This is a genomic window from Hyphomicrobium sp. MC1 (assembly GCF_000253295.1).
Classification (GTDB): Bacteria; Pseudomonadota; Alphaproteobacteria; order Rhizobiales; family Hyphomicrobiaceae; genus Hyphomicrobium_B.
In genome coordinates this window covers 917,797-931,107 of sequence record NC_015717.1, presented here as the reverse complement: position 1 = coordinate 931,107, position 13,311 = coordinate 917,797, and the positions used below count along the sequence as shown (strand labels likewise).

15 protein-coding genes are annotated in these 13,311 nt (G+C 59.4%); 10 read left to right on the top strand and 5 right to left on the bottom strand.

Going from position 1 to position 13,311, the window contains the following annotated elements; all coding sequences use genetic code 11:
- Positions 1-58: 58 nt before the first annotated feature.
- Positions 59-262: a PsiF family protein gene (locus HYPMC_RS04455; protein ID WP_035576045.1), complete on the bottom strand. Its 204-nt coding sequence runs from the start codon at positions 260-262 to the stop codon at positions 59-61.
- 489 nt (positions 263-751) lie between these two features.
- Here HYPMC_RS04455 and uvrB point away from each other — a divergent pair, with 489 nt between their 5' ends.
- A complete protein-coding gene (gene uvrB, locus HYPMC_RS04450) occupies positions 752-3,379 on the top strand; it encodes an excinuclease ABC subunit UvrB (RefSeq protein WP_157135396.1) in 2,628 nt (875 codons plus the stop codon).
- 93 nt (positions 3,380-3,472) lie between these two features.
- Complete coding sequence (locus tag HYPMC_RS04445; protein WP_013946604.1) at positions 3,473-4,051, top strand: type 1 glutamine amidotransferase domain-containing protein; 579 nt, start codon at positions 3,473-3,475, stop codon at positions 4,049-4,051.
- Between the two features lie 78 nt (positions 4,052-4,129).
- Here the strand turns inward: HYPMC_RS04445 and HYPMC_RS04440 are convergent, their stop codons facing one another.
- A complete protein-coding gene (locus HYPMC_RS04440) occupies positions 4,130-4,432 on the bottom strand; it encodes a hypothetical protein (RefSeq protein ID WP_013946603.1) in 303 nt (100 codons plus the stop codon).
- A gap of 226 nt (positions 4,433-4,658) precedes the next feature.
- Here HYPMC_RS04440 and HYPMC_RS04435 point away from each other — a divergent pair, with 226 nt between their 5' ends.
- The 5 genes from HYPMC_RS04435 (at position 4,659) to HYPMC_RS04415 (ending at position 7,688) form a co-directional block, all read left to right on the top strand.
- Positions 4,659-5,105, top strand: a complete 447-nt coding sequence (locus HYPMC_RS04435; protein WP_013946602.1) for an acyl-CoA thioesterase — start codon at positions 4,659-4,661, stop codon at positions 5,103-5,105.
- A gap of 22 nt (positions 5,106-5,127) precedes the next feature.
- Positions 5,128-5,829 (top strand): histidine phosphatase family protein, encoded by a 702-nt coding sequence (locus HYPMC_RS04430; protein WP_013946601.1) that lies wholly within the window; start codon positions 5,128-5,130, stop codon positions 5,827-5,829.
- Between the two features lie 116 nt (positions 5,830-5,945).
- Entirely contained in the window at positions 5,946-6,566 is a 621-nt protein-coding gene (locus tag HYPMC_RS04425) for a histidine phosphatase family protein (RefSeq protein ID WP_013946600.1), read from the top strand.
- A 209-nt stretch (positions 6,567-6,775) separates the two neighbouring features.
- Positions 6,776-7,273 carry a hypothetical protein gene (locus HYPMC_RS04420; protein WP_157135395.1) on the top strand — a complete coding sequence of 166 codons (498 nt, stop codon included), beginning with the start codon at positions 6,776-6,778 and terminating at the stop codon, positions 7,271-7,273.
- Between the two features lie 37 nt (positions 7,274-7,310).
- Positions 7,311-7,688 carry a hypothetical protein gene (locus tag HYPMC_RS04415; RefSeq protein WP_013946598.1) on the top strand — a complete coding sequence of 126 codons (378 nt, stop codon included), beginning with the start codon at positions 7,311-7,313 and terminating at the stop codon, positions 7,686-7,688.
- 40 nt (positions 7,689-7,728) lie between these two features.
- On the opposite strand, the gene HYPMC_RS04410 is transcribed toward HYPMC_RS04415, so the two are convergent.
- Entirely contained in the window at positions 7,729-8,391 is a 663-nt protein-coding gene (locus tag HYPMC_RS04410; RefSeq protein ID WP_013946597.1) for an MBL fold metallo-hydrolase, read from the bottom strand.
- 229 nt (positions 8,392-8,620) lie between these two features.
- Between HYPMC_RS04410 and HYPMC_RS04405 the strand changes: the two genes are divergently transcribed.
- Positions 8,621-10,093 (top strand): outer membrane protein, encoded by a 1,473-nt coding sequence (locus HYPMC_RS04405; protein WP_013946596.1) that lies wholly within the window; start codon positions 8,621-8,623, stop codon positions 10,091-10,093.
- 94 nt (positions 10,094-10,187) lie between these two features.
- Here the strand turns inward: HYPMC_RS04405 and ctrA are convergent, their stop codons facing one another.
- The gene (ctrA, locus tag HYPMC_RS04400) at positions 10,188-10,886 is read right to left on the bottom strand and encodes a response regulator transcription factor CtrA (RefSeq protein WP_013946595.1); all 699 of its coding nucleotides are present in this window, start codon (positions 10,884-10,886) and stop codon (positions 10,188-10,190) included.
- Positions 10,887-11,561: 675 nt separating this feature from the next.
- Between ctrA and HYPMC_RS04395 the strand changes: the two genes are divergently transcribed.
- Together HYPMC_RS04395 and HYPMC_RS04390 are read left to right on the top strand one after the other, a co-directional pair.
- Positions 11,562-11,945: a hypothetical protein gene (locus HYPMC_RS04395; protein WP_035575737.1), complete on the top strand. Its 384-nt coding sequence runs from the start codon at positions 11,562-11,564 to the stop codon at positions 11,943-11,945.
- A gap of 217 nt (positions 11,946-12,162) precedes the next feature.
- A complete protein-coding gene (locus HYPMC_RS04390) occupies positions 12,163-12,852 on the top strand; it encodes a hypothetical protein (protein WP_041299720.1) in 690 nt (229 codons plus the stop codon).
- Positions 12,853-12,921: 69 nt separating this feature from the next.
- Here HYPMC_RS04390 and HYPMC_RS04385 read toward each other — a convergent pair whose 3' ends face one another.
- Positions 12,922-13,200, bottom strand: coding sequence for a DUF1153 domain-containing protein (locus HYPMC_RS04385; protein WP_013216444.1), 279 nt, complete (start codon positions 13,198-13,200; stop codon positions 12,922-12,924).
- Positions 13,201-13,311: the final 111 nt, after the last annotated feature.

Genomic DNA, 13,311 nt, shown 5'->3' with positions numbered 1-13,311 from the left:
AAAAACCCCGCCGCAAGCGACGGGGTCTCTCACCTAGACGTATCAGAAGAAAAAGCTTTTAGCTCTTCTTGGCCTTCTTCATCTCGGCCTTGCAGTGCGCGCGGAACGTCTTGCGCTCTTTGCCATGCAGACCTTTCGCGTCGGCCTGCTTCGAGCATTCGATCGATTCCGGCGTACGCGTCTTCTCGGCAGCAACCGCTGCGCCTGCGCCAATAACGAACGTGGCCGCAACGGCTGCAGCGATCAAACGGGTGGTGATCATTGTGGTCTCCATGTTTTTTTTAGGGTCGCCCCGATAAACCGACAAAGCCCAGCTTGGCAGGTTCATCGCCCCCCGCCGGACAGACGCGCATCTAACGCCCCTTCCCGGTTTCCGTTTCGCTATCACGCCACTTGGCGCGACCGAACATACTGTTCCGTAAGGAGAACATTTTCGCGGACCGAGAGGTTCGCCACTTCGTACTATAGCTTGACCGTGACACTGTGGCGTGAAAACAGCATTTATGGACAGCCGGGCATTTCCTATATCTAGGCGGTGTCGCCCCCATCGAAATCATCCGGCCGCAAGACCCCCCGCCCCTCCCGCGGCAAATCGGGAAAACCGGCTGCTCCGCCCATTGAGACGGAAGCAGGGACGCCGGGCTTTGCGGAATCGAGCGCCTATTTCGCGCCCGCCGACTTCTCGGGCCACAAATCGGCCAACGGCCTTCCAAGCCTGCCCGCCCTGCGCCAGTCCGGACCGCGCCCGCCCATGGGCAGCGAGAGCCTGACCGACAGCCTGACAGCCCTCCTCACCAAACCCGAGGAGCGAACCGATCGTGCCCGCGAAATCCTCGCCCGCCAGCCGCTCATGGCGACGCATCCGATCGTCTCCGGCGGCATGCCGACGTTCGTTCCGCACCGCCCCGACCGGCCGGAAAAGAGTGAAGGCGGTGTACGCTTCAAAATCGCGTCCGAGTTTCAGCCGCGAGGCGACCAGCCCCAAGCCATCGCCGAACTCGTTGAGGGCGTAAGCAAGCACGAGCACAATCAGGTGCTGCTCGGCGTGACGGGCTCCGGCAAGACATTCACAATGGCGCACGTCATCGAAGCAACGCAGCGCCCGGCGCTGATCCTCGCGCCGAACAAAACGCTCGCCGCCCAGCTCTACGGCGAGTTCAAAAGCTTCTTTCCTGACAACGCGGTCGAGTATTTCGTCTCATATTACGATTACTACCAGCCCGAAGCCTACGTCCCGCGCACCGACACCTACATCGAGAAGGAATCCTCGATCAACGAGCAGATCGACCGGATGCGCCACTCCGCGACCCGCGCGCTGCTCGAACGCGACGACGTCATCATCGTCGCGTCTGTCTCTTGCATCTACGGTATCGGTTCGGTCGAAACCTACACCGCGATGACGTTCACGGTTCGCCAGGGCGAACAGCTTTCGCGCGATCAATTGCTGGCCGACCTCGTCGCGCTTCACTATCGCCGCAACGATCACAATTTCATCCGCGGTTCGTTCCGCGCGCGCGGCGATACCGTCGAAGTCTTTCCGGCTCACTTAGAGGATCGTGCCTGGCGTTTCTCGATGTTCGGTGACGAAATCGAGAGCATCGTCGAGTTCGATCCGCTGACCGGCACAAAGACCGACGAGCTGGCGCTCGTGAAACTGTACGCCAACTCGCACTACGTAACGCCGAAGCCGACGCTTCAACAGGCCATCAAGTCGATCAAAGCCGAGCTGAAGCAGCGCCTCGACGAGCTTTACAATGCCGGCAAGCTGCTCGAAGCCCAGCGCCTCGAACAGCGCACGACCTTCGACATGGAAATGATGGAGGCGACCGGCTCCTGCGCCGGCATCGAAAACTATTCGCGCTATCTGACGGGCCGCAATCCGGGCGATCCGCCGCCAACGCTGTTCGAATATCTGCCCGACAACGCTCTCGTCTTCGCCGACGAAAGCCACGTCACGGTCCCGCAGATTGGCGGCATGTTCCGCGGCGACTTCCGGCGCAAGGCAACGCTCGCCGAGTACGGCTTCCGCCTGCCGTCGTGCATGGACAATCGCCCGCTCCGTTTCGAAGAATGGGACGCGATGCGCCCCCAGTCGGTGTTCGTCTCGGCGACGCCCGCAAGCTGGGAACTGGAGCAGACCGGTGGCACCTTCGCCGAACAGGTCATTCGCCCGACGGGCCTGATCGACCCTGTCGTCGAAGTGCGTTCGGCGAAATCGCAGGTCGATGATCTGTTGGATGAAGTGCGCCGGGTTTCGCAAAAGGGCTATCGTACGCTCGTCACGGTGCTGACGAAACGCATGGCCGAAGACCTCACCGAATACATGCACGAGAACGGCGTGCGCGTCCGCTACATGCACTCCGACATCGAAACGTTGGAGCGTATCGAGATCATCCGCGACCTCCGTCTTGGCGCGTTCGATGTGCTCATCGGCATCAACCTGCTACGCGAAGGTCTCGATATTCCCGAATGCGCCCTCGTCGCTATTCTCGATGCGGATAAGGAAGGCTTTCTGCGTTCGGAAACATCCCTTGTGCAGACCATCGGCCGTGCTGCGCGTAACGTTGACGGCAAAGTCATTCTCTACGCCGACCAGATCACCGGCTCGATGGAACGAGCCATCGCCGAAACGACGCGCCGTCGCGAAAAGCAGATGGCGTGGAACGAAGCCAACGGCATCACGCCGGAAAGCGTGAAGAAGAATATCGCCGACGTGCTGCAGTCTGTTTACGAGCAAGATCATGTGACAGTCGATGCCGGTCTCGCGGACGGCGACAAAGTGCAAACGCTCGGACACAACCTACACGCCGTCATCGCCGACATGGAACGGCGCATGAAAGAAGCCGCCGCCGATCTGGAATTCGAAACCGCCGCGCGCTTGCGCGACGAGATCAAACGCCTGCAGCAAACGGAACTCGCAATCTCCGACGACCCACTCGCGCGCCAGTCGGAGATCGAGGACAAGTCCGGCGGCTTCAAAGGCGAACGAAAATACGGCGCGAAAGCGAATGTGCCGCCGGCCGCCGATTCTTCACGCGTAAAGAACGAATACGAGCCGGTTCAGCCGACGCATGCTCAGTCTACATCACGCATCAAGAAACCTTCGCTCGACGACATGGGTCCAGGAACTGATCGCCCTGTGCCTGCTCGCGCGCCAACCGTCGACAGCCGCGCGAAAGCTGGCGCATTCGGCGAACGCATTTCCGGGCCGCACAAGCCGACCCTCGACGAGATGGGCCCGCACGCATCGCTGCCCGTGAAGTCCGGAGAGAAACCGTCACACATTACGACGCCGACACGTACGCGGGAATTCGACGACGATAGCGAGAAGAAGAAACGCCGCGGCCGCCCGCGTAAAACCGGCCGCCCTGGCCAATAAACACGCGACAATAACGGCGTTCTTCGCACTGCTGGGAACCTCGCCTGATGCACATGGTTGTCCCTCAGTTGTACAGCAATCGAGGAACCTCCAATGCCAAAGATCTCGAAAGCGAAAATTCTCATTCTCGCGACTGACGGCTTCGAGCAGTCCGAACTCGACGTACCGCGCGAGAAGCTGAAAGCCGTCGCGCAGCTCGTGCATGTCGCAGCACCGAAGGAGCGCAAACAGAAAGACTCGATCATCGGTTGGGAGAACAAAGACTGGGGCAAGCCCGTCAAAGTCGACGTCGAACTGAGCGAAGCTTCAACATCGCTCTACGATGCGATCGTACTTCCTGGCGGGCAGATGAATCCCGACGCGCTCCGGCAAAATCCTGAGGCAGTGAAACTCATCAAAGCATTTTTGGCGGAAGGCAAAGTCGTCGCTGCGATCTGCCACGCTCCGTGGCTGCTGATCGAAGCCAACGCCGTCCGCGGCCGCAAAGCGACATCTTACGCCTCAATCAAAACCGACATGCTGAATGCTGGAGCACAATGGGTCGACGAACCCGCGGTATCCGACCAAGGCATCGTGACGAGCCGCAACCCCGGCGACCTCGAAGCCTTCGTCGCAAAAATCATCGAGGAGATTGAGGAAGGCAAACACGACCGCGCGGTTCTCGCGGCCTAGCGTCGTCTCAAATTTGCAAAACGCGATGATACGAAGTGGCCGCTGCCTTGGCGGCCATTTCTATTTTTGCAAACCGCCTCAACCGGCGAGAGCGCGCGGCGGCTTCTTCGGCGAAACCTGCAGGCTCTTTAAGATCATCAGCAGCGTCTGGCGCAGCGCTTCGTCCACCGTCTCGACGATGTGACCCGGCTCTGTCAGGTTCGCCGGAACCCAGACGAGCTGCGTATCGACGGTCCGCCAGCTGCCGAAATAGTCCCGGCCCTTGAGAACTGTCACACCGGTGCCAGCCAAGCCTTCCCGGACGGAAAAGCCGCTGAGTGTCACCTCCGGAATATCTGCAAGTTGCTGCAGCAGTTCGCGATCAGGCGTTGCCCATTTCATCGTGCGGTCTCGTTTTCGAATCGAAAAGAACGGTTCGACTGCCGAAATTAGGCAACGAAGGTTGCACAAGGGTTGACGCCATACCGATTTCGGACATGGCCTTTTAGACCGCGCCCGTCCGGCGCATAGCCCCGGCGGCCAAGTCCGGATATTTGTTCAGATGACATTCGTAATGTGACGTCGCGTGCCAGAAGCCGCGAAACGCATCAAAAGAGGGGTCGCGGACATGAAAGATGGAAAACCCGACGCCAGCCAGAACCCGACGGCTGCGGATATCACGACGCCGTCTGGCGACCCGGTCATTCGCACGATCGCCATGCCCGCCGACACCAATCCGGCGGGCGACATCTTCGGCGGCTGGATCATGTCCCAGATGGACCTCGCGGCAGGCAACGCCGCGGCCCGGCTCAGCCAGGGTCGCTGCGTAACGGTCGCCGTCGAAGGCATGAGCTTTCACTCACCCGTCAAGGTCGGCGATGAGGTAACGGTTTGGGCGCTCCTCACCAAGCGCGGCCGCACATCGATGACGTTCGAGGTCCAGGCATGGCGGCGTCCGCGTGACGGCGAAGTTCAAGCCTGCGTGACGCGCGCGCATTTCACGTTCGTCGCGCTCGATGATAACGGTCGGCCGCGCCCCCTGCCAGAACCCCGCAATGGCTCAACCTGGGTCTAATCTCCCGCTGAAGGGAAAAAACATGAGACATGGTCTCGCCTACCGGCACGCACTTTTCGCAGCCGTTTTAATGGCGGCGCTCGCGACAGCAGCATTCGGCACTGACTTTGCCGATATTGCCGATGGCCTTCACGTCGGCCTGCTTGCGCTCGGCTTTCCGAAAATCGCCGCGGCACGCGTTTGCAGCGTCTGCACGCCTGCGCGCGAAAAGGCGAGCGACCTTGCGCCGATTGATCACTTCATGGGCGGCCCGAAGCGCATCATCCTGATGCGTCACGCCGACAAGACCGACGACCCCGATAACGAAGACCTTTCGGATGCCGGCGTCGAGCGCGCCAAGCGCCTGGCGACGTACATCCCCGAAACCTTCGGCAAGCCCGACATCATCGTCGCGACCGCGGGATCGAAACATTCCGACCGGCCCCACGAAACGATGGAACCGCTCGCGGACGCGCTCGATCTCAAAATCCAGGACTATTTCAAGAAAGATGAGTTCGGCGATCTCATCGATGAAATCCTGAACGACCCAGACTTCAAGAACAAGACGGTCGTCATCTGCTGGCACCACAAGGAATTGCCCGCCATCGCCGCGCTGCTCGGCGCACCGGCCGGCAGCTATCCCGATCCTTGGCCGAAAAACGCCTACAACATTGTCCTCGATCTCCAATACGATCCCTTCTCCGGCAAACCTCCGAAGGTGTCGCGCGTCATCGAACCGTTTTGATCGCCGTGCGTAACTGCCGGATTGAAACGCCGGCAGATCGTCGTCGCATTGACGCTTCCGCCATCTCTGACTACACGCGGGCGCCTGCTTAGTTGGGGCCGGGCGCCGATGCGGACATGCGCCGCGATGACACCGTTGAGGGACACGACGTGCTGAGTTCTGAGGAAAAAAGTGCCGACGGCAACAGCGGCTGGCTTGGCGCGCTTTGGAAAGCCTGGTGTGGGCACAAGGAAATAACCGCGACGTGCCACCCGGATGGCGGTCCTGGCCGCATCCTGTTGATGCGGCACGCCGAGAAGACCGGCAAGACCGACGACATTTATCTTTCGAAAGACGGAATGAAGCGCGCCGAACGGCTGGCGACCTATATCCCGCAAGTCTTCGGTAAACCAGACTATATCTATGCAGCAGCGCGCTCGAAGCGGTCGATCCGCTCGATCGAAACGGTAAAACCGCTCGCCGCCACGCTCGGCATCGAGGTTCAATACCACATCGAAGACAAGCAGTTCCGTTCGCTTGTCACGGAGATTTTTTCGAAGCCCGAATATCGCGGCAAGACCATCGTCATCTGCTGGCATCACGGCAAGCTGCCGGAGATTGCGTCCCTTCTGGGCGCGCAAAAAGGGTCTTATCCTGATCCCTGGCCTCAAGACTGCTTCAATCTCATCCTGGATTTCCGCTACGACCCCAAAACGGATGCGCCACCGATCGTCGCACAAATCGTCAATCCGTTCTAAAACCGGCATCAAAATGAAACCGGAGTACTGTAGAATCGCCCCCATATCACGGGGGGCTGCGCCGGCCATTACCCTTTTAGTGTCGCCTCGCGGCCACACATTTCGGCGTGAACGCGAACTACATGCATACGTCTCGCAAAACGGCGAACATCAGACAATAATGCGCGCCGCTTGTGCAGCCCGCATTCTGGGAAGGAAGGCTTTACGTGATGCGCAATCTGAGACGTGCAACGTCGGTGTCGGCGTGGACCTCCGCCATCGCCGTGGCTTTAGCAGTTTCGGCGGCACCGGCATGGGCCGCATCGGACAACCCGTTCGTCACCCTCGCAGGAACGTGGGGCGGCTCTGGCACGGCCCGCTTCGATGACGGCAAGACCGAAAGCCTGCGTTGCAAGGGATACTACACCAACAACGGCAACCCGCATAACCTCGGGCTCTCGATCCGCTGCGCCAATGCTTCCGCAAAACTGGAGCTGCGCGCCAACCTCGTCGATACCAACGGCGCCGTCAGCGGTAGCTGGGAAGAACGAACCTACAATCAGTCGGGCACCGTACAGGGACGCGCGACAGCCAGCCGAATGACGCTCGCCATCAGTGGCGGCATCACCGGTACGATGACCGTCTCGATTTCGGGCGGCACGCATTCAGTGACGGTCGCATCCAGCGGTCCGTCGTTCAAGGGCGTGCACATTTCCATGTCGCGTTAACGGGAATCTGCCAGACTTCCGGAAATTGGAGATTTCGATGCGCGCACGACTGCTGGCTCTCATACCCGCCCTCGCCGCTATGCTCGGCACGACGGCGCTTGTTCCGGTTGCAGATGCCAGCGGCATCGGCCGCTTGAAAACGAGCTATAAGCCGGGCCAGATCATCACGGCCTATAGCCGCTACGGCAACGGCTCGATCAGGAGCGTCGTTCGACCGACGCAAGTGGGCTGGCAGGTGAAGCTGCCGAGCGGCAACTGGACCTACTGCCGCCGCAGCTGCGAAGAAACATTGCGCGTGCAGACGATCGACTACTTTTCGGGCGGGAACTCGATCGACGATGGCGGCTATGGCTCGCTTGCCCGCGAATGTGGCATCTTCGGCTGTCTCGGCGGCTCTTACGAATTCTCGTTCTGAGCGGCTTCTGATCTCTACCGGCAGCGGCCTCAACTCTGCCCTATACGAGAAACGGATTGCTTGTCCGCTCGTGCCCGAATTGACTAGGCGAACCGTGCCCACAAATGAAGGCGACATCGTCGCCGAGCGGTAGCAGCTTCGTCTTGATAGCGGAGATCAGTGCCTCATGATCGCCATACGGAAAATCCGTACGTCCGATTGAGCCGCGGAAGATGACGTCGCCGACCAGCGCAAACCGCTGCGGCCGGTTAAAGAACACGACCGAACCGGGCGAGTGCCCCGGACAGTGAAAAATCTCGAACGTATGCCCGGCGACCGTGACTGTCTCGCCTTCGTCGAGCCAACGGTCCGGCACGACGTTGCGGACACCGGAAAAGCCGTACATCTCGCCCTGCTTTTCCAGTGCATCGAGCAGGATCGAGTCGTTCTTGTGCGGGCCTTCGATCTTGACGTCGAGCCTGTCGCGCAATTCCGCTGCGCCACCCGCATGATCGATGTGCCCATGCGTCAGCAGGATCTTCTCGACCGTCATGCCCGTCTCTTTGATCGCGGCTTCAATACGATCGAGATCGCCACCCGGATCGATAACCGCGCCGACCTTCGTCGCCTCGTCCCAGATCAAGGTGCAATTCTGCTCGAACGGCGTGACGCGAACGATCGCGGCCTGCAGCGGGGATGAAACGTTCGCGCGCGGTTCGCTCATGAGATTCGCTCCGTATTGCCGACCTGGGTCTTAGCGCATCTTGCGGTGCAGGTAGCAGCGTCGCATTGGCGCAAATATCGGCACAGCAGCGGCCTCTACCCAACCACCCCCAGATCATCTGCCTAATTAACAATCATTGTTCATTGCCTTTCGGCATCTCCGCGCCAAAGCCGAATCGCACGATCGTCCGCATACGCTCAATTTTTGCTCGATGCGGGAACAAGCAACAATGCCGAACACAATCAGTATTGCACTAAGCATCGCTGTTTCGGCTGCTGCGTTTGGGCTCGCCTGTCACCCGGCACACGCCAACGACTGGAATGGGTTTTCGGTCGGAATTGGAGGCGGTTACGGGGCCACCAACAATGAGATGAAGATCGGTCCCGGTCCTGACGTGACGGGAATAAGCGGCGGCCTGGATATCAACGGGCTCAGTGGCACCGGCGGTTTTTTCACCCTCGGCGCTGGTTACGATCGCATTCTCTATAACAAGCTGCTCGTCGGCGCATTCGTCGACTACGATTTCGCCGACATCGAGACGAAGGTCTCGCTTGGCATCCCGCCCGCCGACGATCTGAACGCGAGCGCCAAATTCAAGATCGATAACCAGCTCTCGGTCGGCGGCAAGATCGGATACTTGGTTTCACCGACGACGGTCTTCTTCGCGACGGGCGGCTACACGCACGCCGAAACGAGCGATGTAGATGCCTCGGTTTCAACGGCCAGCGGCGGCGGCAGCGGAACGCTCGCGAGTGTCGGAAGCTTCAACGGCTATTTCTTCGGCGGCGGCGCCGAGACGCTGATCGGCAAGGGATTCAGCGTCAAGGCCGAGTATCGCTACACCTCACTTGAGGCCGAAAGCGCGACGATCCTGCCTGGCAGTGGTGTCAGCGACTTCATATCCGCGTCGATCAAACCGCAGATTCAAACGGCGCGACTGTCGCTGAACTATCGCTTCGGTGATGACAGCAACGACGCCGCAACCAATCCGCAGCCGCCGACCGTCAACAGCAATTGGACAGGTCCCTATATCGGCATCGGCGCGGGCTACGGCGTCGCGAACAATAAAGCGACGGTTGCAGATCGCTCATCGCCGCCGGGATCCATCTTCAACGTCGCCCTTGATGGCATCGGAAGCGACGGAGGACTGATATCTGGCACGGTCGGTTACGACCTCCAGCTCCACACACGCTATGTCATCGGCGCATTTTTCGATGCCGACTTTGCCAATCTCAAAAACCGCAACACCCTCAGCCTGACAGACGGCGTAGATACTCTTGGCGCCGGCACGATCTCGAAGTTCGACAACATGCTGATGGTCGGCGGCAGGCTCGGATATCTCGTTACCCCCGACACGCTGGTCTTCGGAAGTGTCGGCTATGCCAACGTCGGAATGGATCCGATGACGCTCAACGCCGGGTTCTCCGGAGCGAGCACCGGTATAGTCCTGATCGACGGCCAGCGATTTGATGGCTTCTTCGTCGGCGGCGGTATCGAAACGAAAATCTGGGAGTCGCTGTCGCTTAAGGCCGAGTATCGCTATGTCGATCTCAGCCGCGATGAGGTGACGTTATTGCCGAACGACCTTCCTCAGATCAATCAGTTCATCTCGACTAAATTCGATCCCACCATCCAGATGGGCCGCCTCTCGCTCAACTATCGCTTTGGCGCTCGCGAAACGCCCGACGCTCCGTTGAAATAGCGCGGCGGGAAGCTTGCCGCACTCCGCATGCCTCCCAAAAACACGACAAGGGCCGTCATGGCCCCTGTGCGCGTGATCGCAATGACGCTCTGGCCTACGCGGCCTCAGAGCCTTCATCACTCGGATCGCGAAGAACGTAGCCGCGGCCCCACACCGTCTCGATGTAGTGCTTGCCGCCGGTCGCTGCCTGCAGCTTCTTACGAAGTTTGCATATGAACACGTCGATGATCTTGAGCTCGGGCTCGTCCATGCCGCCGTAGAGATGATTAAGGAACATCTCCTTCGTCAGCGTCGTGCCCTTGCGCAGCGAGAGCAGCTCGAGCATCTGGTATTCCTTACCCGTCAGATGCACGCGCTGATTGTTGACGTCGACCGTCTTGGTGTCGAGGTTAACGCGAAGATCGCCCGTCTCGATGACCGATTGCGCATGACCCTTCGAACGGCGAACGATCGCCTGGATTCGCGCGACGAGTTCGTCCTTGTGGAACGGCTTCGTCATATAGTCGTCGGCGCCGAAGCCGAGACCGCGAACTTTGTCGTCGATGCCGGCGAGGCCCGATAGAATGAGAATTGGCGTGCCGACCTTTGCCACGCGCAGCGTCTTCAGAACTTCATAGCCGCTCATGTCGGGAAGGTTCAGGTCGAGGAGAATAATATCGTAATCATAAAGTTTGCCGAGATCGACGCCCTCTTCCCCAAGATCCGTCGTGTAAACGTTAAAACCTTCCGACTGCAGCATAAGCTCGATGCTTTGCGCCGTGGCACTATCATCTTCAATGAGTAGAACCCGCATGACCGTCCCTCTGGTGCCCTATCCGATCCGTGTCCGCGCTATGTCTGCTCTTTGCTCAAAGTGAACGCACTACAGTCGAGCTAAGCGATCGTTAGGAAGTTAGCGACGAGAGGTTAACAAACCCTAATCCGCGTTAGCTATTTCACCATACTGTCGGAATGCCGAAACACGTCAGCGTCCGCAGCCGATGATACGGCTTTCACGATCTCGGGTCACGCGCCGTCGATAACGGGACAAAGTAATCCCGTTCGCGCCGGACAACGGCCCGCCACAAGTTTCGATGTATTAGAACTTGCCCCTCTCGACCCGCTAACAGACCCTAAGCGAAACCTCTCGCTGGGGCGCCCACCCCATTGATTGGCCTATACAATCGCCTCGCAATCCATATACGGCTCGAATCAAGAGCTAACAGAATTCGCGTCATTGCCCTAGATGGGTTATGGCCAAAAGCTGCCCCCAAACGAAACGACCGATCAGAATTAGTTACGCGTTGCTTTACCGCAACTTAAGTGCAGAATGTTATTTAGAGTATTGAGGGTCCTAAAGAGCTGTTGCAACGCAGCCTCTTGCCGGATTTAAGGTATTTCTTCCTGGTTGCTGTAGTAGCAAAGCCTTATCAATGATCTGGCATGCTTCTTGGATACCAGGGTTCGAATGTGTTTGGGGTATCGAACGATGAAGTCACGTGACCTGGCCATCCGCCTGAAGCGTCGAGAAGTGGAAGAGAAGTCCCGAAAGGTTGACGATCTCGAGCGCATTATTCGCGAATTTGATCAAATGGCTGCTGATTTGGAACGCCAGATCCAGCTCGAAGAGGATCGCACCGGCATTCGCGATCGCGGGCATTTCTCCTACTCGACCTTTGCGAAGGCCGCCGCCCAACGCCGCGACAACCTCCGCCAGTCGACGGAAGGCCTCCGCGAGAAGCTTACCGCCGCCGTCCGCGAGCGCGATGATACCGTCGAACAGTTTTCCCGGGCCTCCCAGCAGTCCCAGAATATGGACGATCCGCGCCCCGGCCGCCGCGACCGTCCGCTCGGCTTCACGGCCCTTCGCTGAGCCTTGCGCTCCGGGCGAACTTGGGTTGTGTAGGCCGTCAGAAAAAGGCAGGCTTCAAGGCGGTGCCCGAAAGGCGCCGCCTTTTTCATTCCAAATTCTGTTGGCGGCGCGGCTGAAAGTGCTCCGCCCCCTTGCCCAAACGTGACGCGGCGGGCAGGAGTCTGTGCCGTTGCAGTGCTCAGAATGACGATTCGATTGGACTGCACTTTGGGGGAAGATGTCGCTTCGCCGTCCATCATGCATGGCCGCTTCGGCGCTGCTTTTGGCTGCGTCGCTATCGGGTTGCGCAGGCAATACCCCTGAACTGCCCTCGCTCGGCGCGCAATCGACGGCTGCAACAGCACCCACGCCCGTCACGATGCCGACGTCGCCAACGACAGCACCCGGCGACCCTGAGGCACCTCCCGGCACTCCCATTCGCGGCGCTGTCGGATCGGCGACGACGATCTATTCGCACATCGCGACCGGCGCGATGGCTTGCTGGTTTTCAGTGAATGGCCCACTCAAGAAAGATTATATCTTCCATGCTGCGGCCGACGCGCCATCGCGCGGCACCGGCGGCAAGGCCGTGATCACAATCCACGTGCGTGATCCATCGCAGGCCAACCCGCGTGGGCTCAAAGCCTATCTGGTTGAAATCGAGCCGACCGGCGAAGAAACCGCCAGTGTCACCGTCGAAAACCGCAAGATGTCGGACGCTTACGCCGCCGCCATGACCGACGACATTTCCCGCTGGTCGAAAGGCGAAGAAGGCTGCCACGGCCCGACGACCGTCGCCGCGTGGCCTCCGCCACCAGGCGACGCCGTCGCGTCCGCAACAAAACCGGCAAAGACCGCGAAGAAGCCCAAGACAAAGGTCAAGGCTGCGCAGGCAAAACCTGCCGCGCAGTCTGCTTCTCAACCGTAAATCCAGTTGGACACGGCTCAACGGCCCGCAAGCGCGAGCCGCCGCGTTCACCTCACGAGGATCGCGAAGTTATTCGCGATAGTCCTGCAGGCGCGTCGCCCGAAGACCCGGAAGGCCATGCTTGTCGATTGAACGCTGCCACGACAAAAACTCGTCGACGGTCAGCGTATACCGCTCGCACGCCTCCTCAATGCTGAGCAGTCCGCCGCGCACGGCAGCAACCACTTCAGCCTTGCGGCGAATAACCCAACGTTTCGTATCCCGCGGGGGAAGATCTGCGACTGTGAGCGGAGACCCATCGGGTCCGATCACATAGCGCCCGCGCGCTCTCATCTGCTGTTCGGTCATGATACTCGATACACACTCTTGACCACGGCTCAGTTATAACCGGTTTGCGATTAAATTAGCACTAACCCATTGAGTGAAAAAGACTTAAATAGGCGTGCCAATTCCAACATT

Bases quoted from the DNA above. Each gene is read 5' to 3' on its own strand.
- HYPMC_RS04395 (WP_035575737.1), top strand. From the start codon at position 11,562: ATGAAGTCACGTGACCTGGCCATCCGCCTGAAGCGTCGAGAAGTGGAA.
- HYPMC_RS04420 (WP_157135395.1), top strand. From the start codon at position 6,776: ATGCGCAATCTGAGACGTGCAACGTCGGTGTCGGCGTGGACCTCCGCC.
- HYPMC_RS04425 (WP_013946600.1), top strand. From the start codon at position 5,946: ATGCGCCGCGATGACACCGTTGAGGGACACGACGTGCTGAGTTCTGAG.
- HYPMC_RS04390 (WP_041299720.1), top strand. From the start codon at position 12,163: ATGTCGCTTCGCCGTCCATCATGCATGGCCGCTTCGGCGCTGCTTTTG.
- HYPMC_RS04445 (WP_013946604.1), top strand. From the start codon at position 3,473: ATGCCAAAGATCTCGAAAGCGAAAATTCTCATTCTCGCGACTGACGGC.
- HYPMC_RS04440 (WP_013946603.1), bottom strand. From the start codon at position 4,432: ATGAAATGGGCAACGCCTGATCGCGAACTGCTGCAGCAACTTGCAGAT.
- HYPMC_RS04410 (WP_013946597.1), bottom strand. From the start codon at position 8,391: ATGAGCGAACCGCGCGCGAACGTTTCATCCCCGCTGCAGGCCGCGATC.
- HYPMC_RS04430 (WP_013946601.1), top strand. From the start codon at position 5,128: ATGAGACATGGTCTCGCCTACCGGCACGCACTTTTCGCAGCCGTTTTA.
- HYPMC_RS04405 (WP_013946596.1), top strand. From the start codon at position 8,621: ATGCCGAACACAATCAGTATTGCACTAAGCATCGCTGTTTCGGCTGCT.
- HYPMC_RS04435 (WP_013946602.1), top strand. From the start codon at position 4,659: ATGAAAGATGGAAAACCCGACGCCAGCCAGAACCCGACGGCTGCGGAT.
- uvrB (WP_157135396.1), top strand. From the start codon at position 752: ATGGGCAGCGAGAGCCTGACCGACAGCCTGACAGCCCTCCTCACCAAA.
- HYPMC_RS04415 (WP_013946598.1), top strand. From the start codon at position 7,311: ATGCGCGCACGACTGCTGGCTCTCATACCCGCCCTCGCCGCTATGCTC.
- HYPMC_RS04385 (WP_013216444.1), bottom strand. From the start codon at position 13,200: ATGACCGAACAGCAGATGAGAGCGCGCGGGCGCTATGTGATCGGACCC.
- HYPMC_RS04455 (WP_035576045.1), bottom strand. From the start codon at position 262: ATGATCACCACCCGTTTGATCGCTGCAGCCGTTGCGGCCACGTTCGTT.
- ctrA (WP_013946595.1), bottom strand. From the start codon at position 10,886: ATGCGGGTTCTACTCATTGAAGATGATAGTGCCACGGCGCAAAGCATC.